Here is a 23,956-nt window from a genome sequence, read left to right as displayed (position 1 = left end):
AAGCGGGCAGATTTCTTCTATTTTTGCAAATCTTCTTTTAGGAATTGATAACATGAAAAAAGTTATTCTTCTCTCATTATTACCATTTACTGCAATGGCAGCTTCAACATCAATCAAAGGTATTGGAAACTACCAAGATTGGGATTTAGTATGTGATAACACGGGCACTTGTCGTATAGCAGGTTATCAGGATGAAAGTAGTGACCCAGTCTCTATTTTATTTACTCGTGCGGCAGGCGAAAATGCTGCAGTGGAAGGCAAGTTCACTATTTTACCATTCGGAGAAGCCGACCGTGATGTTCAAGTCGGTCAAGACATTGAAATTTGGTTAAATGGTAAATCATTAGGCAAAGTCAAGCATATTTCTGACGACGCGCCAGATAAGCTGACTGAAGAGCAAACCAAAGCATTACTTAGCGGATTGAAAAAAGAGAGCGAAATTCGTCTAACCTATGGGAAAACCACGCTTAAAGTGTCAGACAAAGGCGCAGCGGCAGCCATGCTCAAAATGGATGAATTCCAACAACGATTAAATACCCCTTCCGCACTCATCAGCCAAGGTCAAGAGAAACATGCAGTATTAGCGCCAAAAGTTAAACCCAAAATTGATGCTGTTAGTGTGAAGAACCGCAAAACAATAGAATTAAAACTCGGTGAAAAACAATACGATAACGTGCTCGCACTGTTACGTAAAGCTCACGATGGCTGCGTTGATGAAGACTTAGAAAGCCAAGATATAACGATTTATCCGTTAACGCATAATAAGGTATTAGCTGAAGCGCTTTGTTTCAAAGGCGCTTATCAAAGCACCAACTACTATGCTGTACTCGATGACAAACTGAGCAAAGTAGAACAAGTCTTAGCGGAGCAGTACAACGAAGCAGGCTATGATGAAAAACAAGGTTATGCGTTTGTAAGAGGTTCTTACAAAGGTCGAGCATTAGGTGATTGTTTGGCTGGGCAAGACGCAGTATGGAATGGCAAAATCTTTATCCGTACTTCAGAGTGGACAACAGGCTCTTGTAAAGGGCTTCCCGGAGGTACGTGGCAGTTACCTATTTTTGTTAGTCACGTCATCGTCAAATAAACAAACAACGCTTACTACAAGCGGTTAGATTTGACGAATTTTTTGCAAATCTTCTTTTAGGAATTGATAACATGAAAAAACTTCTTCTTCTCTCATTATTACCACTCACCGCAATGGCAACACCAATTAAAGGTTTTTTTGAAATCTATCAAGATTGGGATTTAATTTGTGATAATACCGGCACTTGTAATATGGCGGGTTATCAAGAAGAAAGAGATGGCTCTGAGCATCCTGTTTCGATTTTATTTACTCGAAGTGCGGGTGAGCAAGCACCTGTGAGCGCACAGTTGGCATTATTACCTGAAGATGTGGGTAATAAAACGGCTGAAATTATCTTAAATGGTCAATCAATCGGTGCAATCCAAAACATCTCAGAAGAGGGAATTGCAAAATTAAGTGAAAAACAAACAACAGAATTACTCACGGCGCTAAAAGGTAATGCAGATATTGAAGTGGTGTTTGGTGAGTTCAAGGAAAAAGTATCTGATAAAGGTGCAGCCGCTGCGATGCTTAAAATGGATGAATTTCAGCAACGTTTAAATACGCCTTCGGCACTCATTCGCCAAGGTCAAGAAAAACATGCGGTATTAGCGCCAAAAGCTGAATCCAAAATTGATGCTGTTAGCGTGAACAACCGCAAAACAATAGAATTAAAACGCGGTGAAAAACAATTTAATCATGTTCTAGCACTGTTACGTAAAGCCCACGATGGCTGCGTTGATGAAGACTTAGAAAGCCAAGATATAACGCTTTATCCCTTAACACAAAACAAGGTATTAGCTGAAGCACTCTGTGCCAGAGCCGCTTATCAATACACTAATTACTATGCTGTACTCGATGACAAACTGAGCAAAGTAGAACAAGTGTTGGCGGATCAGTACAACGAAGCAGGCTATGATGAAAAACAAGGTTATGCGTTTGTAAGAGGCATTTACAAGGGGCGAGTAATAGGTGATTGCTGGAACAGTGAAGATGCAGTATGGAATGGCAAAATTTTTATCCGCACTTCAGAGTGGACAACGGGATCTTGTAAAGGTTTTACTGGTGGCGCATGGCAGTTACCGATTTTCGTCAGCGATATCATCGTAAAATAAATCAACAACACGTGCTTACAAGCGCTTAGATTTGACGAACTTTTTGCAAATCTTCTTTTAGGAATTTATAACATGAAAAAAGTTATTCTTCTCTCACTATTACCACTCACTGCAATAGCTGCGCCATCGTTAAAAGGGTTTGAAAAGACTTATCAAGACTGGGATTTGATTTGTGATAATACCGGCACTTGTAATATGGCAGGTTATCAAGATGGTTCAGATTTGGTTTCACTTTTATTTAGGCGAGAAGCTGGTGAAAAAGCAGCAGTAAAATCTTCTTTAGCAATATCGGTAAATAATGAGCGCGATAAAGGTCAGCCTGTAGAAATTATGATCAATGGCAAATTACTCAGTGTCGTACCTAAAATGATCGATATTGACTCTAATGATAAACAAATCGCTGCACTCGATGATAAACAAACAGCTGCGTTATTAACTGCTTTAAAAGATAATGCCAATATTGAATTCATTTCTGGTCAATTTAAAGGCAAATTGTCGAATGAAGGGGCAAAAGCCGCGATGCTTAAGATGGATGAATTTCAACAGCGTTTAAATACGCCATCAGCGTTAATTCGTAAGGGACAAGAGAAACATGCGGTATTAGCACCACAAGCCGCACCCAAAATTCAAGTTGCCTATATTAAAAACCCTAGCAAAACAGAATTAAAACGAGGCGAAAAACAATTTGATGCTGTATTAGCATTATTGCGTAAAAGTGCTGATAGTAGTGCAATTGATTACTGTTTGTCTCTTCATGATGATTCTGAACAGAAGACAATTACACTTTATTCACTTACGCAGGGAAAAGTGTTAGCTGAGGCAGTGTGTATCAGTGGTAGTGCAGCTTACACCGGCTATTATGCGGTTATGGACAATAAATTGAGCAAAGTAGAACAAGTATTGGAAGATCAATACACCTTTGCATATTATGATGAGAAGCTTAATGCTTTAATTGTAGAAGGATCATATAAATCTAGTGGCCTTGCTGAGAGCTGGTATGGCTACGAAGCAGCATGGAATGGCAAAACTTTCATCACTACAGCGGAACATACTTCTGGTTCTAGTAAAGGCTTTATTGGTGGAGCATGGGGCGGATTGCCGACTTTTGTGAGTCATAGAACGGTTAAATAATTTATCTATTTAACCTTTAAAACCTGGAGTAACAAATGATTGACTATAAAATTAATGAACCGATTTCAGTTAAACAATTTATTGGATTGTTAAATAAAACAACATTAGGCGCCCGCCGTCCGTTAGAGGATGAAAAACGTGTCGCAGCAATGTTGCACTATGCGAATTTATTAATCACCGCTTGGGATGGTGAACGCTTAGTGGGTGTAGCACGTTCCGTGACAGATTTTGCCTACTGCTGTTATTTATCTGATTTAGCGGTTGATGAACAATATCAAAAACAAGGTATCGGCTTGCAGTTAATTGAACACACTAAACAAGCCTTACATCCACAAGCCAAAATTGTGCTTTTATCAGCCCCACAAGCAGTGGATTATTATCCGCATATTGGATTTACGCAGCATATGAGTGCGTGGACGAAGAGTTAATCTATTAGCATTGTACGGACTAAAGTTAAATTAAAATATAGATACATCAGATGAGGAGTGACTTTAATGTTGAATTTAGATAATAAAAAATTTGTTGCTGTTGAAAACACCGCAAATGGTGAGGTCAGTAGCCAAACAGAATTTCATTATCACCAACAAGGCAACATGATTTGGGCCGAATATGGTGGCGGTGAAATTTTAAAAGGCTTTTTAATTGGAAAATGGATTGACGAGATTCAAATTGAATTTACGTATCAACATTTAAATCAATCCCTAGAAAATCGTTTGGGGCGTTGCTGTACAACATTTTCTTTAGAAGAAAGTAAACTCGTCGGTCATGAAAAATGGCAGTGGCTAGACACGTTAGAGCAAGGTAGCTCTTTAATTAGAGAAATTTAAAAGAAGTTTTGCTATAGAATATCTGAAACAAGCTTCTTATACTTTACAATAAATACTAAATGATAGGTGCATCTGTACCTCACAAACAGGAGAAAACAATGTCAGTAAAAGGCGACATCGGTGTTATCGGCTTAGCCGTAATGGGGCAAAACCTCATTTTAAATATGAACGATCATGGCTTTAAAGTTGTGGCATATAACCGTACCACTTCAAAAGTGGATGAATTTTTACAAGGCGCGGCAAAAGGCACCAATATTATCGGCGCATACTCTTTAGAAGATTTAGCTTCTAAATTAGAAAAACCACGTAAAGTGATGTTAATGGTGCGTGCGGGTGATGTAGTGGATCAATTCATTGAGGCATTATTACCGCACTTAGAAGAAGGCGACATTATTATTGATGGTGGTAACTCAAACTATCCTGATACTAACCGTCGTGTTAAAGCATTGGCTGAAAAAGGCATTCGCTTTATCGGTTCGGGGGTTTCGGGCGGTGAAGAAGGTGCGCGTCATGGACCATCTATCATGCCAGGTGGTAATCACGAAGCATGGCCATATGTTAAACCTATCTTCCAAGCGATCTCTGCTAAAACCGAACAAGGTGAACCTTGCTGTGACTGGGTTGGTGGCGAAGGTGCTGGCCACTTTGTAAAAATGGTTCATAACGGTATCGAATATGGCGATATGCAATTAATCTGTGAAGCTTACCAATTCTTAAAAGAAGGTTTAGGCTTAAGCTATGAAGAAATGCAAGCTATCTTCGCAGAATGGAAAAAAACTGAACTTGATAGCTACTTAATCGATATCACGACCGATATTCTTGGTTATAAAGATGCTGATGGTGAGCCATTAGTTGAAAAAATCTTAGATACAGCTGGCCAAAAAGGGACAGGTAAATGGACGGGTATCAATGCACTAGATTTCGGTATTCCATTAACCTTAATCACTGAATCCGTCTTTGCTCGTTGCGTATCTTCCTTTAAAGATCAACGTGTTGCCGCTAACCAATTATTTGATAAAACAATTCAACCTGTTGAAGGCGATAAAAAAGTGTGGATTGAAGCGGTACGTAAAGCCTTATTGGCGTCTAAAATCATTTCTTACGCACAAGGCTTTATGCTGATTCGTGAAGCCTCTGAACAATTTGGCTGGAACATCAACTACGGTGCAACAGCGTTATTATGGCGTGAAGGTTGTATTATCCGTAGCCGTTTCTTAGGTAATATTCGTGATGCATATGAAGCAAATCCAGATTTAATCTTCTTAGGTTCAGATAGCTATTTCAAAGGCATTTTAGAAAACGCATTAAGCGACTGGCGTAAAGTGGTGGCAAAATCGATCGAAGTGGGTATCCCAATGCCTTGTATGGCATCAGCTATTACGTTCTTAGATGGCTATACTTCAGCACGTTTACCGGCAAACTTATTGCAAGCACAACGTGACTACTTCGGTGCACATACTTATGAGCGTACCGACAAACCACGTGGTGAATTCTTCCACACCAACTGGACAGGTCGTGGCGGTAACACCGCATCTACCACTTATGATGTGTAAGTCTAAAAACGCATGATAAACTCACCGCACTTTGTTCGCATAAAGTGCGGTTTATTTTTACCTTACTTTGGAGAAACCTATGTTATCTCAATCACGCTTAGATAAAATTTCAGAAATGGAAAACCTTCTCAATGAAGCGAAAAGTTTCTTAGCCGAAGCGGAACAATTTCTTGAAAAATGGCAGGCCTTCTTACCTAAAATGAAAATATTAGAACACTATTATTTTGATGGTGACTGGCGAGACGATTATCAAGCTTATGAGGACGGTAAGATCCCAGAGGATATGCCTTGTGGTGTATTAAGTGAAGATTTAGTGTTTAATGCGAGTACGGGACATCATAGTTTGGCAATTGAATATTTGAAAGTCGTTGCGAAAGTATTAGATCAAACGAAAGATTAATACATCTGGTTGTTTAAAAAATCATCGAAAAAGCATATTTCTGAACTTTCATTCATCTCTGTTTGTCTTACGGATTACTATCATGATAGATAGTTTTATATGTTAAACACGGAGAGATCCTATGAAATTAATTGGAAAATCACTTGTTATCGCGATGACTGTTATTTCTCTTGCTGCATGTGGGAATATGAGTCGCACTCAAAAAAATACAACAGCTGGCGCGGCTATCGGTGGCGCAGCAGGCTATATGATTGGCGGTAATGCCGCAACGACATTAGGTGGTGCCGCATTAGGTGGCCTAATCGGTAGCCAAGTTCATAAATAGTCAAAAAAATAACCGCACTTAATGAGTGCGGCTATTTTTTATTGTTTCTCTGCCGCTTTTTCTGCGCTTGGTTTACGGCGTTTACCAATGTTTTTCGTATCTTTATGACGAAGTTTGATTTTCTTCTTCACCTCTGACTTTTTCTTTTCTTCACGCTTTTCTTTAATACGTGCTTTTTGCTTTTTAGACATGGATTTTACTTCCCCATCTTTCGGTGGTTTAGTACGAGGTTCTAGCCCTTCTAAAATACGTGCTTTCAAAAGCTCTTCCGTATAGCGTTTAATTTTACCGAGTAATTTGTAATCATGGGCTTCCACAAAAGAAACGGCGGTGCCTTTTTTCCCTGCTCGAGCCGTACGACCAATACGATGTAAATATGTATCTGCACTGTAAGGTAAATCGAAGTTCATGATGTGTGTGACATCATCAATATCAATCCCGCGAGCAGCCACATCAGTAGCCACTAACACAGTAACAACACCTGATTTTAATTTATCAATGGCGTTATTACGTTGCGTTTGCGCCATATCGCCTTCTAGATAAGTAGAGCGAATGCCACGTTTACGCAAGGTTTCAGACAGCTCACGTACATCTTCGCGACGACGGACAAACACAATACCACGGCTCACTTTCTCAGTTTCGATAAAACGTGCAAGCAACTTAATTTTATGTTCATTACTATCGGCGTGATAATACCACTGGTTGATTTTCTTACGCTCGCGACGGCTTGGCTCGGCATCGATTTTTACGGGGTCATTCAATAAACGTTCTGCGAAATCAACTAATAACTCCCCTTCTAATGTGGCTGAGAAAAGGAGGGTTTGTTTACGCCAACGCGTTTCAGCAGCAATTTTCTCTGCATCTTGGCCAAAGCCCATTTGCAACATGCGATCTGCTTCATCAAAAATCAGCATTTCTACTGCGCGACAATCAAAGTTTTCTTCTTTGATGTATTGCAATAAACGCCCCGGTGTTGCCACCACGATATCCTGATTTGAATTAAACACTTCCCCATGATTTTGATACGCCACACCGCCAGTAATGGTTGCAATCTTCAAATGAGTGAATTGCGCCAACTCTTCCGCTTGCTCTGCAACCTGCATTGCTAACTCACGGGTTGGCGTTAAAATTAAAATACGAGGTGCCCCTGGTTTACGACGCGGATAATCCAATAAATGCTGAATTGCTGGTAATAAAAATGCAGCAGTTTTGCCTGTACCTGTTGGTGCAGAACCGAGCACATCACGCTCTTCCATGGCAGCAGGAATCGCTTCTAATTGAATGGCAGTTGGGCGGGTGTAGCCTTTCTTTTCTAAGGCTTTTAATAATTCGGGGGACAGGTCGAATTCTTCAAATGGGGATAAATTCATTATTTTGCATTAATTTGTTAAAATTGGGGCTGATTATACCTGAAAGTGCGGTCATTTTCCGCAAGATTTTATGAGCAGCTTTACCTTCAAACAATTCCATATTAATCAACAACATTGTGCAATGAAAGTCGGCACAGATGGCATTTTACTGGGTGCTTGGGCGGATGTGTCTGATTGTCAGCGTATTTTTGATATGGGAACTGGCACAGGCTTGGTTGCACTAATGCTCGCCCAACGAAGTCATGAGCATTGCCAAATTGAAGCCGTAGAACTTGATCCCCTTGCAGCACAACAAGCACAAGAAAACTTCCAGGCTTCGCCATGGCACAATCGTCTTCATTTAACACGCCAAGACGTGCAAACTTATTGCCAACAAACAGCGCATCAATTTGATTTAATTGTGGCTAATCCGCCTTATTTTACACAAGGCGTTGAATGTAAAAATGATGAGCGTGCTCTTGCCCGTTATGTTCAACAAAGTCATTTAGATTGGTTAAATTGGGCGTCGAGTTGTTTATCCGAAAAAGGGAAGATCAGTTTTGTCTTGCCTTATGAGGCGGGGAAAACATTGATAAATTCAACCGCACTTTATTGCATTAAGCAGACTGATGTCATTACAAAAATAGGAAAAACACCACAACGGATGTTACTCACATTTAGCCGAAAGCATTTACCACAGGTAAAAGATAGCTTGGTGATTTATGACGAAAACAATCAGTACACCGAAGCATTTATTGCGTTGACGAAGGCATTTTATTTAAAAATGTAAGGGCATATTACTATGCCCTTTTTTATTGATGTGATTAGTGGCTTTCCACTTTGACGAGTTTCGTCCAGTTGTAATAACCATATAATGAGTTAAGTAAGTAAGCACTATACATTAAATACATCGCTGGCTGCCCTTGCCAAAGCAAAATGGAAAGCACATTTAAGACAATCCATAATAACCATTGCTCACGATAACGCAAAATCATCAATAATTGCGCCGCTACAGTGATAATTGTGGTTAAACCATCTAGCGTTGTAGAACTCCCACCCGCTGCTTTTAGAGCCTGTACAAAACAAAGAGTACCAATCGCAACACTCACAAGCAAAATTGCCCAACCTTTTGGAGTCAAGGCTTTGGCAATCACACTTTCACCACCATCATCGTTTTGCATGTTTTGTTTCCACATGAAATACCCGATAAATTGTGATGGGATATATACATAGAGCGCAGTATTCATTTCACCAAGAAAATTGCTTCCCCAGGAGACATAAAAATAGGTATAAGCAAAAATAAGCCCAAAGAAATAGTTACTAATTTTTCCTTTACTCACAAATACCACACAGAGAATACCTGCAATCCCCGAAATCATGCCTAATGGGCTATCCGGCATAAGAACATAAGCAATAATTTGTGCTGCAAGGAAAATAACTACCCATGCCACTTCAAAAGGCTTCCAACCAGATAAAAATTCTTCTTTAAGTCGTTCTGTCCAATTCATGGAACACTCCTATTTTATGAAAAAGTACGTCATTTTTACACCGCACTTTTTTAAAGTAAAGCTTAGGTGACATTTAATTTAATTATTGTGAGAAAAATCACACTTTATTTTTCACACTTTTAGATGCCCATGCCTTGCTTTCCCTTATAATCAGACTACAATATCGCCCCATTTTAAGAGATTCATTAAGAGGAAGATGATGTCATTTGCAATCGGTCAACGTTGGATTAGTGAAACAGAAAATAGCCTCGGATTAGGGATGATTACAGCCTTAGATTTTCGCTCGGTTACCCTTCACTTTCCTGCCACAGATGAAACCCGAATTTATGCGGTGGCGCAAGCACCATTAACCCGAATTGCATTGAATAAAGGTGAACAACTTCATCACCAAACAGGTTGGCAAGGTGAAGTCCTTGATGTTCAAGAAATGAATGGTCTCTTATTTTATTTGGTCAAAAATGCGCAAGGCGAAGACATTATCGTCAATGAAAAAGAACTTTCTCCGATAATTTCTTTTAGCCAAGCGAAAGATCGCCTCTTTTCATCACAGATTGATCGTAGTGAACATTTTGCGTTGCGCTATCAAACACTTCTGCATCAACAAGCTCAATTTCAATCGCCTTTGCGTGGCTTACGAGGCAATCGTACAGGATTAATTCCTCATCAGCTTCATATTGCGCAAGAGGTAGGAAATCGTATCAATCCTCGCGTGCTCTTAGCAGATGAAGTAGGGTTAGGTAAAACTATTGAAGCAGGGATGATTTTGCAGAACCAGCTTTTTGCTGAAAAAGTACAACGTGTTTTAATTATTGTACCGGAAACCTTGCAACATCAATGGCTTGTCGAAATGCTTCGTCGTTTTAATTTACATTTTTCATTATTTGATGAAGAACGTTGTGAAGATTTTGCCGAACAAGCCATCAATCCATTTAGCACGGAAAGCTTAATTATATGTGCATTAGATTGGTTGAAAGCTCACCCTCATCGCGTACAACAAGCTATTGAAGCTGAATTTGACTGCTTAATTGTCGATGAAGCACATCATTTGGCTTGGTCAGAAAATGCGCCGAGTGCTGCTTATTTATTAGTAGAGCAATTAGCTAACGCTATTCCGTCTGTTTTATTACTCACTGCAACGCCTGAACAACTAGGTTTGGAAAGCCATTTTGCACGCTTGCGCTTGCTTGATCCTGAGCGTTTTTATGATTACCAAGCCTTCTTAAAAGAACAGGAAAATTATCAACCTGTTGCGGATGCCGTGCAATCTTTACTCTCAGAGAAGCCGCTAAGTGCGGTCGAAAAAAATCATATTTCTGATTTACTTCATGAGCAGGATGTCGAACCATTATTTAAAGCCTTAGCCTGTCATAATGACGACGAAAAGCAAGCGGCACGACAAGAACTCATTCAAAATCTCATCGACCGACATGGCACAAGCCGTATTTTATTTCGCAATACACGCCAAGGTGTAAAAGGCTTCCCGCATCGGGTTTACCATCAAATAACGATTGATGCGGCTGAAGTAGATGAAAAAATTCATTGGTTAATTGATTTTTTAAAATCACACCGAAATGAAAAAATCTTAGTCATTTGTAAAACAGCACAAACGGCAATTCAACTTGAGCAAATTTTACGAGAAAAAGAAGCCATTCGCAGTGTCGTTTTCCATGAAAGAATGTCGATTATTGAACGAGATCGCGCAGCGGCTTATTTTGCAGACACTGATAATGGCGCACAAGTTTTACTGAGTTCTAGCATTGGTTCTGAAGGACGAAACTTCCAATTTGCTTGTCATCTCGTACTCTTCGATTTACCAGAGAATCCTGACTTACTTGAGCAATGTATTGGCCGTTTAGATCGTATTGGGCAAACACGAGACGTACAAATTTATGTACCTTGCCTCGTAAACTCTGCGCAGCAAGATTTAGCACGTTGGTATCATGAAGGTTTAAATGCCTTTGAACAAACTTGTCCGATTGGTATGGCATTGTTTGAACAATATGAAGCTTTATTAAAAGTGCGGTCAGAAAATAAAGCAGATTTTGAGCAACTCATCCTCCAAACGCAAAAACAAGCAAAAGCATTACGTTTAACCTTAGAGAAAGGGCGTGATCGTTTGTTAGAGTTAAATTCTAATGGTGGCGAAAAGGCACAACGACTTGCGGCAGAAATTGCTCAAACAGATAATTCGCCACAATTAGTCGATTTTGCACTAAATTTATTTGATATTATTGGTGTAGAACAAGATGATTTAGGTGAAAACAGCATTGTTATCACACCAACGGGCACCATGCTTGTTCCTGATTTTCCAGGACTAAAAGAAGAAGGTGTTACAGTAACCTTTGACCGACAACTTGCCCTTGCGCGTGAAGAATTAGAATTTCTTACCTGGGATCACCCAATGATACGCCAAGGCATTGATTTAATCGCTTCTGGTGACATTGGCAAAGCATCGATGGCATTATTAGTCAATAAACAGCTACCTGCTGGCACGCTGCTGGTTGAATTAATTTATATGATTGAAAGCCAATCACCAAAAGGTTTGCAACTGAATCGTTTTCTTCCGCCTACGCCTGTTCGCTTATTGCTGGATAGCAAAGGAAACGATCTAGCCGGACAAGTTAATTTTGATACATTGCAAAATAAACTTAAGCCGCTAGGTAAAGATATTGCGAATAAAATGGTTAAAATGGCTCGTCCAAATATTGAGCAATTAATTAAACTAGGCGATCACAAAATAACTGAAATCGCACAAGCTAAAATTCAAGAAGCCAGTAAATTAGCAGATCAAACATTGAGCACTGAAATCAATCGACTTATAGCCTTGAAAGCAGTAAATAAAAATATTCGCCAGGTGGAAATTGATGTATTAGAAAAACAACGTTTAGTTTCTCTAGAAGAATTAAGTAAAGCAAGCTGGCGACTAGATAGCCTTCGGGTAATAGTGACAAACAAGGAATAATATGGCACTTATTGAATACCATCCCCCTTTAGAACCGTATTTAGATATTATCTATCAAGATAATCATATCTGCGTGGTAAACAAGCCAAGCGGTTTACTTTCAGTCCCTGGCAATCAGCCAGAATACTATGACAGTGCTATGAGCCGGGTGAAAGAGAAATTTGGATTTTGTGAACCCGCACACCGTTTAGATATGGCCACAAGTGGGATTATTCTATTTGCATTAAGTAAAGCGGCAGATAAAGAGTTGAAACGTCAATTTCGTGAACGTGAGCCAAAGAAATATTATCAAGCTTTAGTATGGGGACACTTAGAACAAGATAATGGGGAAATTAATCTTCCAATGATTTGTGATTGGGAAAATCGCCCACGCCAACGCATCGATTTTGTTTTCGGCAAAAGAGCGGTCACGTTTTATGAAGTTTTAGAAAGATTACCGACTAACTGCACTCGAGTGAAACTGACACCAATCACAGGACGTTCACATCAACTACGTTTACATACACTCGCACTAGGACATCCTATTTTAGGTGACAAATTTTATTCTCACCCACAAGCTAAAGCGATGTCACCTCGCCTATGCTTACATGCAGAAGAACTTATGATTACGCACCCCATCACAGGTGAAAAAATGACATTTAGAGCTGAAGCTGAATTTTAGGAAAGCAAGATATAAAAAAGGCTCACTAATGTGAGCCTTTTATTTTATAACAAATTATTATTCCGCTGCTGCTTCTGCAACTTCTGGACGATCAACTAACTCAATGTATGCCATTGGAGCGTTGTCACCTGCACGGAAACCACATTTTAAAATACGGGTGTAACCACCTGCACGTTGAGCAAAACGTGGACCTAATTCATTGAATAATTTCGCAACAGTTTCGATGTTACGAGTACGAGCGAATGCTAAACGACGGTTTGCAACGCTATCTTCTTTTGCTAATGTAATTAACGGTTCAACTACACGACGTAATTCTTTAGCTTTTGGTAAAGTAGTCTTGATGATTTCATGACTAACTAAAGCACTTGCTAAGTTACGGAACATCGCTTGGCGATGGCTGCTATTACGGTTTAGTTGACGACCACTCTTACGATGGCGCATGATCTTATCCTTCTCAGAAAAATCTTAACCTATGACCAAACTAGTCTTCAGCAATACTTGCTGGTGGCCAATTCTCAAGGCGCATACCAAGTGACAAGCCACGTGAAGCGAGAACGTCTTTAATTTCAGTAAGAGATTTCTTACCAAGATTAGGCGTTTTTAATAACTCAACTTCTGTACGTTGTACTAAGTCACCGATATAGTGAATTGTTTCTGCTTTCAAACAGTTAGCAGAACGAACTGTCAACTCTAAGTCATCAACAGGACGTAATAAAATCGGATCAAATTCCGGTTTTTCTTCCTTGACTTCAGGTTGACGAACATCACGCAAATCAACGAATGCATCGAGTTGCTCTGCTAAAATTGTTGCTGCACGACGAATTGCTTCTTCCGGATCAATAGTCCCGTTAGTTTCTAACTCGATAACTAGTTTATCTAAGTCAGTACGTTGTTCAACACGTGCTGCTTCAACATTGTAAGCAATACGGTCAACCGGGCTATAACAAGCGTCTACTAATAAACGACCGATTGGACGATCTTCATTTTGTGAATGAGTACGAGCAGATGCAGGTACATAACCTCTACCACGTTGAACACGAATACGCATATTAATAGATGCGTTTTCGTCTGTTAAGTGACAGATTACATGTGATGGATTAACAATCTCAACATCACCATCGTGGGTGATATCTGCTGCAACAACAGGGCCAATTCCAGATTTATTTAATGTCAGAATAACATCATCTTTATTCTGTACTTTAACCGCTAGACCTTTAAGGTTTAAAAGAACTTCAAGAATATCTTCCTGAACACCTTCTTTACTACTATATTCATGCAATACGCCATCAATTTCTACTTCAGTTACAGCACAACCTGGCATTGAAGACAGAAGGATACGACGTAATGCATTCCCTAGAGTATGACCAAAGCCACGCTCTAACGGTTCTAAGATCACCTTAGCATGAGTAGAGCTAATTTGCTCGATATCTACTAAGCGTGGTTTTAAAAATTCTGTAACAGAACCCTGCATTTTATCCTCTCTTTGCTTTTAAGCTTAACTATTATTTAGAGTAAAGCTCAACGATCAGATGTTCGTTAATGTCTGCTGATAAATCAGAACGTTCAGGAACACGTTTGAACACACCTTCCATTTTCGCAGAATCAACTTCTAACCAAGTTGGTTTTTCTCTTTGTTCTGCTAATTCTAATGATGCTTTAATACGTGCTTGTTTTTTAGATTTCTCACGAACAGCAACAACATCATTTACAGAAACTTGGAAAGATGGGATATTTACAACACGACCATTTACGACAATCGCTTTGTGGCTCACTAATTGACGAGCTTCTGCGCGAGTTGCAGCAAATCCCATGCGATAAACAACGTTATCCAATCTACCTTCTAATAATACTAGTAAGTTTTCACCAGTATTACCTTTTAAACGGTTTGCTTCTTTATAGTAGTTACGGAATTGACGTTCTAAAATACCATAGATACGACGAACTTTTTGTTTTTCACGTAATTGACTACCATAGTCAGACAAACGCGGTCTACGAGCACCGTGTTGACCTGGTGCTGTATCAATTTTACATTTTGAATCAATCGCACGCACACCTGATTTAAGGAATAAATCAGTGCCTTCACGACGGCTGAGCTTGAGTTTAGGGCCCAAATATCTTGCCATTTTCTTTCTCCAACTATCCTATTACGCCATTAAACACGACGTTTTTTCGGTGGACGACAACCGTTATGAGGAATCGGAGTCACATCGGTGATGTTCGTGATACGGAAACCCGCTGCATTTAATGCACGGATTGTTGATTCACGACCCGGACCCGGACCTTTAACCATAACTTCCAAGTTCTTTAAGCCGAATTCTTTAACGATTTCAGCACAACGTTCAGCAGCAACTTGTGCAGCGAACGGGGTAGATTTACGAGAACCACGGAAACCTGAACCACCTGCTGTAGCCCAAGCTAAAGCATTACCTTGACGGTCAGTAATGGTAACGATTGTGTTATTGAAAGATGCGTGAATGTGTGCTACGCCATCTACAACTTGTTTTTTTACACGTTTACGTGCACGAACTGGTGTTTTAGCCATTCTTTATTTACCCCGACTATTTTTTGATCGGCTTACGTGGACCCTTACGGGTACGCGCATTAGTTTTAGTACGTTGACCACGTACCGGTAAACTACGACGATGACGTAAACCACGGTAACAACCTAAGTCTAAAAGACGTTTGATGTTTAGTGTTACTTCACGACGTAAGTCACCTTCAACGGTAAATTTACCAACTTCGTCACGCAGTTTGTCAATCTGCTCTTCAGACAATTCGCTGATCTTAACATCTTCAGCAATACCCGCTGCAGCACAAATGCTTTTAGAACGAGTTTTACCGATACCGTAAATTGCAGTTAAAGCGATTACAGCGTGTTTGTGATCAGGAATGTTAATGCCTGCAATACGGGCCACTATGCACTCCTATTATTTTAACTAATTTGGTATTCTGATCTTGAAAAGCCCGTTTTCAGGATACTCAAACAGAATACCAAGGACATAAATGAGTTGAGTAGTATAACTACTCAACCGGTTCTTTGCAAGAAGAAATGTTAATTAACCTTGACGTTGTTTATGTTTAGGGTCGCTGCATAATACGCGAACAACACCTTCACGTTTAACAATTTTACAGTTACGACACATCTTCTTAACGGAAGCACGAACTTTCATTGCTTATCCTTTTTACTTAAATGAACAATTACTGTCCAAAACCTTTAAGGTTTGCTTTTTTTAACGCAGATTCATATTGAGACGACATTAAGTGACTCTGAACTTGCACGATAAAATCCATAATTACAACAACAACGATTAATAAGGAAGTACCACCGAAGTAGAATTTAACATCCCATGCTGATGTCATAATGTAAGGGACTAAACATACGAACGTTACATAAAGACCGCCAATTAATGTTAAGCGAGTCATTACTTTATCGATGTAACGAGATGTTTGTTCACCTGGTCTAATTCCTGGGATAAATGCACCAGATTTTTTTAGATTATCTGCTGTATCACGTGGATTATATTGCATTGCAGTATAGAAGAAACTGAAGAAAATAATCGCTACCGCATAAACAAGGAGATATAGAGGTTGTCCTGGATTCAACAACATTGATAAGTCATTTAACCACTCAAACTTATCATTCTGACCAAACCACTGTGTCAATGTAGCAGGGAATAAAATAATGCTTGAAGCAAAAATTGCTGGCATTACGTTTGCCATATTAACTTTTAATGGTAAGTGAGTTGAATGACCACCTAAAATTTGACGTCCTTGTTGACGCTTAGCATATTCAACACGAATTCTACGTTGTCCACGTTCTACGAAGACAACAAAGTAAGTTACTGCAAAAACAATAGCAGCGATTAGTAAAAGAACTAAAGGATGCATTTGTCCTTGACGAGCTTGCTCAACTGTTTCGATGATTGCATGCGGCAATCCTGCAACAATACCACCAAAAACAAGAATTGAGATACCGTTACCAATACCTCTTTCAGTAATTTGCTCACCTAACCACATTAAGAACATGGTTCCGGTTACAAGACTCACTACTGCAGTGAAGTAAAAAGTAAAACCGATATTTGGCACTAACTGTGGCAACATATTCGGTAAACCGGTAGAAATTGCGATAGCTTGGATAGTAGCAAAAACCACCGTTGCATAACGAGTATACTTGGTGATTTTTCTTTGTCCTGCTGCGCCTTCTTTTTTCAATTCTGCTAAGGCAGGGGAAACCGTCGCAAGCAATTGCATCACGATAGATGCCGAGATATACGGCATAATACCTAATGCTAAAATTGATGCTCGGCTCAATGCACCACCAGAGAACATGTTTAACATATCAATGATGGTGCCTTTTTGTTGTTCAACTAATTGAGCTAGCACGGCGGCATCAATACCAGGAAGCGGAATAAAAGAACCAATACGATAAACGATAAGTGCACCTAATACAAAAAGCAATCTGCTTTTTAGTTCACCAGTACCACTATTAGTACTTCTGCTTTGATAACCTGGTTGTTTAGCCATTTGCTAATTATTCCTCAACTGAACCGCCAGCAGCTTCGATTGCTGCTTTTGCACCTTTAGTTACACGTAAACCACGAACAGTAACTGCAGATTTCACTTCACCAGCTAAGATAACTTTAGCGAATTGAATATCTTTAGTTAAAATGTTTGCAGCTTTTAATGCTTCTAAAGTGACAACATTCCCTTCAATTTTTGTTAATTCGTTTAAACGAACTTCAGCAGTTACTGCTGATTTCATTGAAGTGAAACCAAATTTTGGTAAACGACGGTATAATGGCATTTGGCCACCCTCAAAACCACGACGAACACCGCCGCCAGTACGAGATTTTTGACCTTTATGACCACGACCACCAGTTTTTCCTAAACCTGAACCAATACCACGACCAAGGCGTTTTGCACTGTGCTTAGCACCTTCAGCCGGAGATAGAGTATTTAAACGCATCTCTTACTCCTCCACTTTAACCATGTATGAAACTTGGTTAATCATACCACGTACTGCCGGAGTATCGATTAACTCAACAGTATGGTGCATATGGCGAAGACCAAGACCACGCAAGGTAGCTTTGTGCTTCGGTAAACGAGCAATTGAGCTACGAACTTGAGTTACTTTAATAGTTTTAGCCATTATCAATTACCCCAAAATTTCATCAACGGTTTTGCCACGTTTAGCAGCAACCATTTCTGGTGATTTCATATTTGCTAATGCATCAATAGTTGCACGAACAACGTTGATTGGGTTGGTTGAACCATACGCTTTAGAAAGAACGTTACGTACACCAGCAACTTCTAACACTGAACGCATTGCACCACCAGCGATGATACCTGTACCTTCGCTAGCTGGTTGCATAAATACGCGAGAACCAGTGTGAACACCTTTAACTGGGTGTTGTAATGTACCTTCATTTAAAGCGACATTAATCATATTGCGACGTGCTTTTTCCATCGCTTTTTGGATCGCTGCTGGAACTTCGCGAGCTTTACCATAACCAAAACCTACGCGACCGTTACCATCGCCTACTACTGTTAAAGCAGTAAAGCTCATAATACGACCACCTTTTACAGTTTTTGATACACGGTTCACTGCGATTAGCTTCTCTTGCAGTTCACCAGCTTGTTTTTCGATGTTTGACATCTCAATTTACCTCATTAGAACTGTAGACCAGCTTCACGTGCAGCGTCCGCTAAAGTTTGGACACGACCATGATATTTAAAACCGGAACGGTCAAAAGCAACGTCTTTAACGCCTTTTGCTAATGCGCGTTCAGCAACAAGTTTACCTACTACTGCTGCGGCATCTTTATTACCGGTATATTTAACTTGCTCACGAATTGCTTTTTCAACAGTTGAAGCAGCGGCAAGCACTTCTGAACCGTTTGGTGCAATAACTTGTGCGTAGATATGACGCGGAGTACGGTGAATAACTAGACGAGTTACACCTTGCTCTCTCATCATATGACGTGCACGAGCTGCACGACGGATACGAGCTGATTTCTTATCCATAGTGTTACCTTAATTATTTCTTCTTAGCCTCTTTCATACGTACTACTTCATCAGAGTAACGTACACCTTTACCTTTATAAGGTTCAGGACGGCGATAAGCGCGAATATCTGCTGCAACTTGACCAATTAACTGCTTGTCTGCACCTTTTAAAACGATTTCCGTTTGTGAAGGGCATTCTGCAGTAATACCTGCTGGTAAAGTGTGCTCCACAGGGTGAGAGAAACCTAAACTTAATGCAACTGCGTTGCCTTTAACTTGAGCTCTGTAACCAACACCCACTAGTTGTAATTTCTTAGTGAAGCCTTCAGTAACACCGATAACCATTGCATTAACTAATGCACGAGCTGTACCCGATTGAGCATTCGCTTCAACAAAACCTTCACGTGGAGTGAAAGTAAATTGACCATTATCTTGTTTAACTTCAACTGAGTGATGAATTGTGCGAGATAACTCGCCATTTTTTCCTTTTACTGTTAATAGCTGACCGTCGAGTTTAACTTCAACGCCGGCAGGAATATTAACAGGTGCCTTTGCAACACGAGACATTTTCCTACCCCTCTATTAAGCTACGTAACAGATGATCTCACCGCCTAAGCCCGCTTGACGAGCTGCACGGTCAGTCATAACACCTTTAGATGTAGAAATTACAGCAACACCTAAACCACCCATAACTTTTGGTAATTCGTCTTTACGTTTGTAAATACGAAGACCAGGACGGCTTACACGTTGGATGCTTTCTACAACCGGTTTGCCTTGGAAATATTTTAAAGTAATTTCCAATTCAGGTTTTGCACCTTCTAAAACTTTAACGCTTTCGATATAACCTTCAGCAGCTAATACGTTGGCAATTGCCACTTTTAGCTTGGAAGAAGGCATATTGATTGCAACTTTGTTCGCAGCTTGACCGTTACGAATACGGGTCAACATATCTGCGATTGGATCTTGCATACTCATTGTACTTTTTCTCCGATTCCAAAATAAAGTGGTATATTACCAGCTCGCTTTTCTAAGGCCTGGGATCTCACCGCGCATAGCAGCTTCACGAACCTTAATACGGCTTAAACCAAACTTACGTAAAACGCCGTGAGGACGTCCAGTTTGGCGGCAACGGTTACGTTGACGACTAGGGCTAGAATCACGTGGTAAAGTTTGTAATTTTAACACTGCATTCCAACGATCTTCGTCAGAGGCATTGACATCAGAAATGATTTTCTTTAATTCTGCACGTTTAGCGAAGAATTTTTCAGCCAATTTAACGCGTTTTACATCGCGTGCTTTCATTGATTGTTTTGCCATTATAACCTGCCTTATTTACGGAATGGGAAATTAAAGGCAGCAAGTAGTGCTTGACCTTCTTCATCATTCTTAGCAGTAGTTGTGATAGTGATATCTAAACCACGTACACGATCTACTTTATCGTAATCGATTTCAGGGAAGATGATTTGTTCACGCACACCCATGCTGTAGTTACCACGACCATCAAATGATTTCGCGCTTAAACCGCGGAAGTCACGAATACGTGGAACAGCAATTGTAATTAAACGTTCAAAGAACTCCCACATACGCTCACCGCGTAGTGTTACTTTACAACCGATTGGATATCCCTGACGGATTTTAAAGCCAGCAACAGATTTACGAGCTTTAGTTACTAAAGGTTTTTGACCGCTAATTGCTGCTAAGTCCGCTACTGCGTTGTCTAGCAATTTCTTATCGGTCAATGCTTCACCCACACCCATATTCAGGGTAATCTTTTCGATTCGTGGGACTTGCATGACAGATTTGTAGCCGAATTTATTTTTTAACTCGTTTACTACTTGATCTCTGTAGTAATCATGCAGTTTCGCCATCGCATTACTCCAGTTTGTTAGATAATTTCATTGTTAGATTTGAAGAAACGTACTTTTTTGCCGTCTTCGAATCTAAAACCTACACGGTCAGCTTTGTTTGTTTTTGGATTGAAAATCGCAACATTAGAAGCATCGATAGCCGCTTCTTTTTTCACTAAGCCACCAGCTTGTCCTAAAGCAGGAACTGGTTTTTCATGTTTAGTGATGATGTTGATACCTTCAACAAACACTTTACCGTTTGGTAACACTTTAGTTACCTTGCCACGCTTGCCTTTATCTTTACCGGCAAGTACGATTACTTCATCGTTTTGACGAATTTTTGCAGCCATTTCTCACTTCTCCTTACAGTACTTCTGGTGCCAAAGAAATGATCTTCATGAATTTCTCAGAACGAAGTTCACGAGTCACCGGTCCAAAAATACGAGTACCGATTGGTTGCTCTGTGTTATTGTTTAAAATTACACAAGCGTTACCATCGAAGCGAATGACTGATCCGTCTGGGCGACGAACACCCTTCTTGGTGCGCACAACAACTGCTTTTAATACATCACCTTTTTTAACTTTACCGCGTGGAATTGCTTCTTTCACAGTAACTTTGATGATATCACCAATAGCAGCATAACGACGGTGCGATCCACCTAGAACCTTGATACACATTACGCTGCGAGCACCTGAGTTATCGGCAACATCCAGCATAGTCTGTTCTTGGATCATATTTTATGCTCCGTTAAGTTAATAATACACCCTTGCGGGACGAACCTATCCATGCCTTATAAAGATATATGGCGGATAGGTGGCGGAGTTTACCAAAATCAAGCTAGAAACGCAATCAAAATTTTATGTTTAAATTAGCATATTTAAAGTGCGGTCAAATTTTCATGACTTTTTAGCAAGTCTTGGAAAGAAAAAAGCCAACGGTATAAACCATTGGCTTTTATTTTTTAACTTGTTAATTAAGCAATAACAGCTTTCTCAACAACACGAACTAAAGTCCAAGATTTGGTTTTAGAGAGAGGACGACATTCGCGAATCTCTACTACATCACCTAATTTGGCTTCGTTGTTCTCATCGTGTACGTGTAATTTAGTTGTACGACGGATAAATTTACCGTATAACGGGTGTTTTACCTTACGTTCAATAGCAACAACGAAAGATTTTTCCATTTTGTCGCTAACAACTTTACCTTGTACGCTACGAATTTTATCAGTCATTACTCACCCGCCTTCTCAGTTAAAATAGTCTTAATGCGTGCGATATCACGACGCACTTGTTTAGCCTGATGGGTTTGTTGAAGCTGACCGGTGGCTGTTTGCATACGCAATTTGAATTGTTCACCTAAAAGGTTCACTAATTCATTATTCAGCTCTTCAACACTTTTTGTACGTAAATCTTGAGCTTTCATTACATCACCGTCTTAGTTACGAAGGTAGTCTTGATTGGCAATTTAGCAGCTGCTAATGCAAATGCTTGTCTTGCGATCTCTTCTGACACACCATCCATTTCATAAAGTACTTTACCCGGTTGGATTAAGGCTACCCAGTACTCAACGTTACCTTTACCTTTACCCATACGGACTTCTAATGGTTTTTCAGTAATTGGTTTATCTGGGAAAACACGGATCCAGATTTTACCTTGACGTTTAACTGCACGTGTCATTGCACGACGAGCCGCTTCAATTTGACGAGCGGTTAAACGACCACGACCAACTGCTTTTAACCCGAATGTACCGAAGCTAACTTCAGTACCACCCGCGATACCACGGTTACGGCCTTTGTGAACTTTACGGAATTTTGTACGTTTTGGTTGCAACATTTAGCGTTTCTCCTTACTTACGACCTTTGCCACGCGGAGCCTTTTTAGGCTTGTCGGCAGGTTGTTGTTCTGATTGCGCAACTGCAGCCATTCCACCCAAAATTTCACCTTTGAAGATCCATACTTTAACGCCAATTACGCCGTATGTAGTATGAGCTTCTGCAGTGTTATAATCGATGTCCGCACGAAGAGTATGTAGAGGTACACGACCTTCACGATACCATTCAGAACGTGCGATTTCTGCACCACCTAAACGACCGCTAACTTCAACTTTGATACCTTTAGCACCTAAACGCATTGCGCTTTGTACCGCACGTTTCATAGCACGACGGAACATTACACGACGTTCTAATTGAGAAGCGATGCTGTCTGCAACTAATTTTGCATCTAATTCCGGTTTTTTCACTTCAGCAATGTTGATTTGAGCTGGAACGCCAGCGATTTGAGATACTGCGTTACGTAATTTTTCAACATCTTCACCTTTTTTACCGATAACGATACCAGGGCGAGCTGTGTGAATTGTTACACGAATACTTTTCGCTGGACGCTCAATAGTAATACGTGAAACCGAAGCGTTTGCTAATTCTTTAGTTAAGAATTTGCGTACTTTGAAGTCACCGTCAAGATTGTCGGCGAAATCTTGTGTATTCGCGAACCAAGTAGAGTTCCAAGGTTTTACAATACCTAGGCGAATACCATTTGGATTTACTTTTTGACCCATTGCTATTCCTCTACTTATTAACGATCTGACACAACCACAGTGATGTGGCTAGTACGTTTTAAAATACGATCTGCACGACCTTTAGCACGTGGCATAACACGTTTCATGCTAGGACCTTCGTCAACGAAGATTTTAGCAACTTTAAGATCATCGATATCTGCACCATCATTATGCTCTGCGTTAGCAATAGCAGACTCTAATACTTTTTTCACTAAAGCCGCAGCTTTTTTGTTAGTAAAAGTTAAGATTTCTAATGCTTGCGCAACTTTTTTACCACGAATTAAATCGGCAACTAAGCGAGCTTTTTGGGCAGAAGTGCGAGCGTAACGATGTTTTGCGATAGTTTCCATCTATTTACCTCTTATTTCTTAGCTTTCTTATCTGCCGCGTGACCGCGGTATGTACGAGTCGGTGCAAATTCACCTAATTTATGGCCGATCATTTCATCAGATACATAAACAGGAACGTGCTGACGACCATTATGGACTGCGATGGTCAATCCGATCATTGAAGGAATGATCATTGAACGACGGGACCAAGTTTTGATTGGTTTTTTATCCCCGCTTTCCACCGCCTTCTCTACCTTCTTCAACAAGTGTAGGTCAAGGAAAGGACCTTTCTTGAGAGAACGTGGCATGGCTTATCCTCTTATTA

At 40.1% G+C, this 23,956-nt stretch carries 36 protein-coding genes; 11 read left to right on the top strand and 25 right to left on the bottom strand.

What is annotated here, in order from left to right:
* Positions 1–52: 52 nt before the first annotated feature.
* The 8 genes from INP94_RS03480 (at position 53) to INP94_RS03445 (ending at position 6,417) form a co-directional block, all read left to right on the top strand.
* Positions 53–1,087 (top strand): DUF1176 domain-containing protein, encoded by a 1,035-nt coding sequence (locus tag INP94_RS03480; protein WP_197544033.1) that lies wholly within the window; start codon positions 53–55, stop codon positions 1,085–1,087.
* Between the two features lie 71 nt (positions 1,088–1,158).
* Positions 1,159–2,181 (top strand): DUF1176 domain-containing protein, encoded by a 1,023-nt coding sequence (locus INP94_RS03475; protein WP_197544032.1) that lies wholly within the window; start codon positions 1,159–1,161, stop codon positions 2,179–2,181.
* Between the two features lie 72 nt (positions 2,182–2,253).
* Positions 2,254–3,312 (top strand): DUF1176 domain-containing protein, encoded by a 1,059-nt coding sequence (locus INP94_RS03470; protein ID WP_197544031.1) that lies wholly within the window; start codon positions 2,254–2,256, stop codon positions 3,310–3,312.
* A gap of 35 nt (positions 3,313–3,347) precedes the next feature.
* Positions 3,348–3,740, top strand: a complete 393-nt coding sequence (locus INP94_RS03465; protein ID WP_197544030.1) for a GNAT family N-acetyltransferase — start codon at positions 3,348–3,350, stop codon at positions 3,738–3,740.
* A gap of 66 nt (positions 3,741–3,806) precedes the next feature.
* Positions 3,807–4,139, top strand: a complete 333-nt coding sequence (locus INP94_RS03460) for an avidin-fold protein (protein ID WP_197544029.1) — start codon at positions 3,807–3,809, stop codon at positions 4,137–4,139.
* Between the two features lie 98 nt (positions 4,140–4,237).
* Positions 4,238–5,692, top strand: coding sequence for a decarboxylating NADP(+)-dependent phosphogluconate dehydrogenase (gene gnd, locus INP94_RS03455; protein ID WP_197544028.1), 1,455 nt, complete (start codon positions 4,238–4,240; stop codon positions 5,690–5,692).
* Between the two features lie 79 nt (positions 5,693–5,771).
* Positions 5,772–6,092 (top strand): DUF4298 domain-containing protein, encoded by a 321-nt coding sequence (locus INP94_RS03450; protein ID WP_197544027.1) that lies wholly within the window; start codon positions 5,772–5,774, stop codon positions 6,090–6,092.
* A gap of 121 nt (positions 6,093–6,213) precedes the next feature.
* Positions 6,214–6,417 carry a YMGG-like glycine zipper-containing protein gene (locus INP94_RS03445; protein ID WP_005695111.1) on the top strand — a complete coding sequence of 68 codons (204 nt, stop codon included), beginning with the start codon at positions 6,214–6,216 and terminating at the stop codon, positions 6,415–6,417.
* Positions 6,418–6,455: 38 nt separating this feature from the next.
* Here INP94_RS03445 and srmB read toward each other — a convergent pair whose 3' ends face one another.
* A complete protein-coding gene (gene srmB, locus INP94_RS03440) occupies positions 6,456–7,787 on the bottom strand; it encodes an ATP-dependent RNA helicase SrmB (RefSeq protein ID WP_197544026.1) in 1,332 nt (443 codons plus the stop codon).
* A 70-nt stretch (positions 7,788–7,857) separates the two neighbouring features.
* Between srmB and INP94_RS03435 the strand changes: the two genes are divergently transcribed.
* Positions 7,858–8,556: a tRNA1(Val) (adenine(37)-N6)-methyltransferase gene (locus INP94_RS03435; protein ID WP_197544025.1), complete on the top strand. Its 699-nt coding sequence runs from the start codon at positions 7,858–7,860 to the stop codon at positions 8,554–8,556.
* Positions 8,557–8,590: 34 nt separating this feature from the next.
* Here INP94_RS03435 and pnuC read toward each other — a convergent pair whose 3' ends face one another.
* Positions 8,591–9,274, bottom strand: a complete 684-nt coding sequence (gene pnuC, locus INP94_RS03430; protein WP_111327773.1) for a nicotinamide riboside transporter PnuC — start codon at positions 9,272–9,274, stop codon at positions 8,591–8,593.
* 199 nt (positions 9,275–9,473) lie between these two features.
* On the opposite strand from pnuC, the gene rapA reads away from it, so the two are divergent.
* Together rapA and rluA are read left to right on the top strand one after the other, a co-directional pair.
* Positions 9,474–12,236, top strand: a complete 2,763-nt coding sequence (gene rapA, locus INP94_RS03425) for an RNA polymerase-associated protein RapA (protein WP_197544262.1) — start codon at positions 9,474–9,476, stop codon at positions 12,234–12,236.
* Between the two features lies 1 nt (position 12,237).
* The gene (gene rluA / locus INP94_RS03420; protein WP_197544024.1) at positions 12,238–12,897 is read left to right on the top strand and encodes a bifunctional tRNA pseudouridine(32) synthase/23S rRNA pseudouridine(746) synthase RluA; all 660 of its coding nucleotides are present in this window, start codon (positions 12,238–12,240) and stop codon (positions 12,895–12,897) included.
* A 57-nt stretch (positions 12,898–12,954) separates the two neighbouring features.
* On the opposite strand, the gene rplQ is transcribed toward rluA, so the two are convergent.
* From rplQ to rpsS, 23 genes are all read right to left on the bottom strand, one after another.
* Positions 12,955–13,338 (bottom strand): 50S ribosomal protein L17, encoded by a 384-nt coding sequence (rplQ, locus tag INP94_RS03415; RefSeq protein ID WP_005695104.1) that lies wholly within the window; start codon positions 13,336–13,338, stop codon positions 12,955–12,957.
* A 40-nt stretch (positions 13,339–13,378) separates the two neighbouring features.
* Positions 13,379–14,368: a DNA-directed RNA polymerase subunit alpha gene (locus INP94_RS03410; protein ID WP_005695102.1), complete on the bottom strand. Its 990-nt coding sequence runs from the start codon at positions 14,366–14,368 to the stop codon at positions 13,379–13,381.
* Between the two features lie 31 nt (positions 14,369–14,399).
* Positions 14,400–15,020, bottom strand: a complete 621-nt coding sequence (rpsD, locus tag INP94_RS03405) for a 30S ribosomal protein S4 (protein ID WP_197544023.1) — start codon at positions 15,018–15,020, stop codon at positions 14,400–14,402.
* A 29-nt stretch (positions 15,021–15,049) separates the two neighbouring features.
* On the bottom strand, positions 15,050–15,439 hold the full coding sequence (gene rpsK / locus INP94_RS03400; RefSeq protein ID WP_005543603.1) for a 30S ribosomal protein S11: 390 nt from the start codon (positions 15,437–15,439) through the stop codon (positions 15,050–15,052).
* Positions 15,440–15,455: 16 nt separating this feature from the next.
* Positions 15,456–15,812 (bottom strand): 30S ribosomal protein S13, encoded by a 357-nt coding sequence (gene rpsM / locus INP94_RS03395; protein ID WP_005548758.1) that lies wholly within the window; start codon positions 15,810–15,812, stop codon positions 15,456–15,458.
* A 141-nt stretch (positions 15,813–15,953) separates the two neighbouring features.
* The gene (gene rpmJ, locus INP94_RS03390) at positions 15,954–16,067 is read right to left on the bottom strand and encodes a 50S ribosomal protein L36 (RefSeq protein ID WP_005625868.1); all 114 of its coding nucleotides are present in this window, start codon (positions 16,065–16,067) and stop codon (positions 15,954–15,956) included.
* Positions 16,068–16,095: 28 nt separating this feature from the next.
* Positions 16,096–17,421, bottom strand: coding sequence for a preprotein translocase subunit SecY (gene secY, locus INP94_RS03385; protein ID WP_005695101.1), 1,326 nt, complete (start codon positions 17,419–17,421; stop codon positions 16,096–16,098).
* A 7-nt stretch (positions 17,422–17,428) separates the two neighbouring features.
* Positions 17,429–17,863 (bottom strand): 50S ribosomal protein L15, encoded by a 435-nt coding sequence (rplO, locus tag INP94_RS03380; protein ID WP_197542667.1) that lies wholly within the window; start codon positions 17,861–17,863, stop codon positions 17,429–17,431.
* 3 nt (positions 17,864–17,866) lie between these two features.
* Entirely contained in the window at positions 17,867–18,046 is a 180-nt protein-coding gene (gene rpmD, locus INP94_RS03375) for a 50S ribosomal protein L30 (RefSeq protein ID WP_005543631.1), read from the bottom strand.
* Between the two features lie 6 nt (positions 18,047–18,052).
* Positions 18,053–18,553 carry a 30S ribosomal protein S5 gene (rpsE, locus tag INP94_RS03370; protein ID WP_005695098.1) on the bottom strand — a complete coding sequence of 167 codons (501 nt, stop codon included), beginning with the start codon at positions 18,551–18,553 and terminating at the stop codon, positions 18,053–18,055.
* Positions 18,554–18,567: 14 nt separating this feature from the next.
* Complete coding sequence (rplR, locus tag INP94_RS03365; protein WP_005695097.1) at positions 18,568–18,921, bottom strand: 50S ribosomal protein L18; 354 nt, start codon at positions 18,919–18,921, stop codon at positions 18,568–18,570.
* Positions 18,922–18,934: 13 nt separating this feature from the next.
* The gene (gene rplF / locus INP94_RS03360; protein ID WP_197544022.1) at positions 18,935–19,468 is read right to left on the bottom strand and encodes a 50S ribosomal protein L6; all 534 of its coding nucleotides are present in this window, start codon (positions 19,466–19,468) and stop codon (positions 18,935–18,937) included.
* A gap of 15 nt (positions 19,469–19,483) precedes the next feature.
* Entirely contained in the window at positions 19,484–19,876 is a 393-nt protein-coding gene (gene rpsH / locus INP94_RS03355; protein WP_005625877.1) for a 30S ribosomal protein S8, read from the bottom strand.
* 36 nt (positions 19,877–19,912) lie between these two features.
* Entirely contained in the window at positions 19,913–20,218 is a 306-nt protein-coding gene (gene rpsN / locus INP94_RS03350) for a 30S ribosomal protein S14 (RefSeq protein WP_005695094.1), read from the bottom strand.
* A gap of 11 nt (positions 20,219–20,229) precedes the next feature.
* Positions 20,230–20,769: a 50S ribosomal protein L5 gene (gene rplE, locus INP94_RS03345; RefSeq protein WP_005695093.1), complete on the bottom strand. Its 540-nt coding sequence runs from the start codon at positions 20,767–20,769 to the stop codon at positions 20,230–20,232.
* A gap of 17 nt (positions 20,770–20,786) precedes the next feature.
* Complete coding sequence (gene rplX / locus INP94_RS03340) at positions 20,787–21,098, bottom strand: 50S ribosomal protein L24 (protein ID WP_005695092.1); 312 nt, start codon at positions 21,096–21,098, stop codon at positions 20,787–20,789.
* A gap of 13 nt (positions 21,099–21,111) precedes the next feature.
* Positions 21,112–21,483, bottom strand: a complete 372-nt coding sequence (gene rplN, locus INP94_RS03335; RefSeq protein WP_005619403.1) for a 50S ribosomal protein L14 — start codon at positions 21,481–21,483, stop codon at positions 21,112–21,114.
* Between the two features lie 239 nt (positions 21,484–21,722).
* Positions 21,723–21,980, bottom strand: coding sequence for a 30S ribosomal protein S17 (rpsQ, locus tag INP94_RS03330; RefSeq protein ID WP_005695091.1), 258 nt, complete (start codon positions 21,978–21,980; stop codon positions 21,723–21,725).
* Complete coding sequence (gene rpmC, locus INP94_RS03325) at positions 21,980–22,171, bottom strand: 50S ribosomal protein L29 (RefSeq protein ID WP_049369912.1); 192 nt, start codon at positions 22,169–22,171, stop codon at positions 21,980–21,982. The genes rpsQ and rpmC overlap by 1 nt, the downstream gene beginning before the upstream one ends.
* Positions 22,171–22,581, bottom strand: coding sequence for a 50S ribosomal protein L16 (gene rplP / locus INP94_RS03320; RefSeq protein WP_005695088.1), 411 nt, complete (start codon positions 22,579–22,581; stop codon positions 22,171–22,173). The genes rpmC and rplP overlap by 1 nt, the downstream gene beginning before the upstream one ends.
* A gap of 13 nt (positions 22,582–22,594) precedes the next feature.
* Positions 22,595–23,302, bottom strand: a complete 708-nt coding sequence (gene rpsC, locus INP94_RS03315; RefSeq protein ID WP_005640982.1) for a 30S ribosomal protein S3 — start codon at positions 23,300–23,302, stop codon at positions 22,595–22,597.
* A 17-nt stretch (positions 23,303–23,319) separates the two neighbouring features.
* Entirely contained in the window at positions 23,320–23,652 is a 333-nt protein-coding gene (rplV, locus tag INP94_RS03310; RefSeq protein ID WP_005625897.1) for a 50S ribosomal protein L22, read from the bottom strand.
* A gap of 11 nt (positions 23,653–23,663) precedes the next feature.
* A complete protein-coding gene (rpsS, locus tag INP94_RS03305; RefSeq protein WP_005539416.1) occupies positions 23,664–23,939 on the bottom strand; it encodes a 30S ribosomal protein S19 in 276 nt (91 codons plus the stop codon).
* Positions 23,940–23,956: the final 17 nt, after the last annotated feature.

The sequence above is a fragment of the Haemophilus parainfluenzae genome (genome assembly GCF_014931395.1).
Lineage (GTDB): Bacteria > Pseudomonadota > Gammaproteobacteria > Enterobacterales > Pasteurellaceae > Haemophilus_D.
Note: the sequence above shows the minus strand (reverse complement) of the source record. Positions and strands in the feature narration are given on the sequence as shown.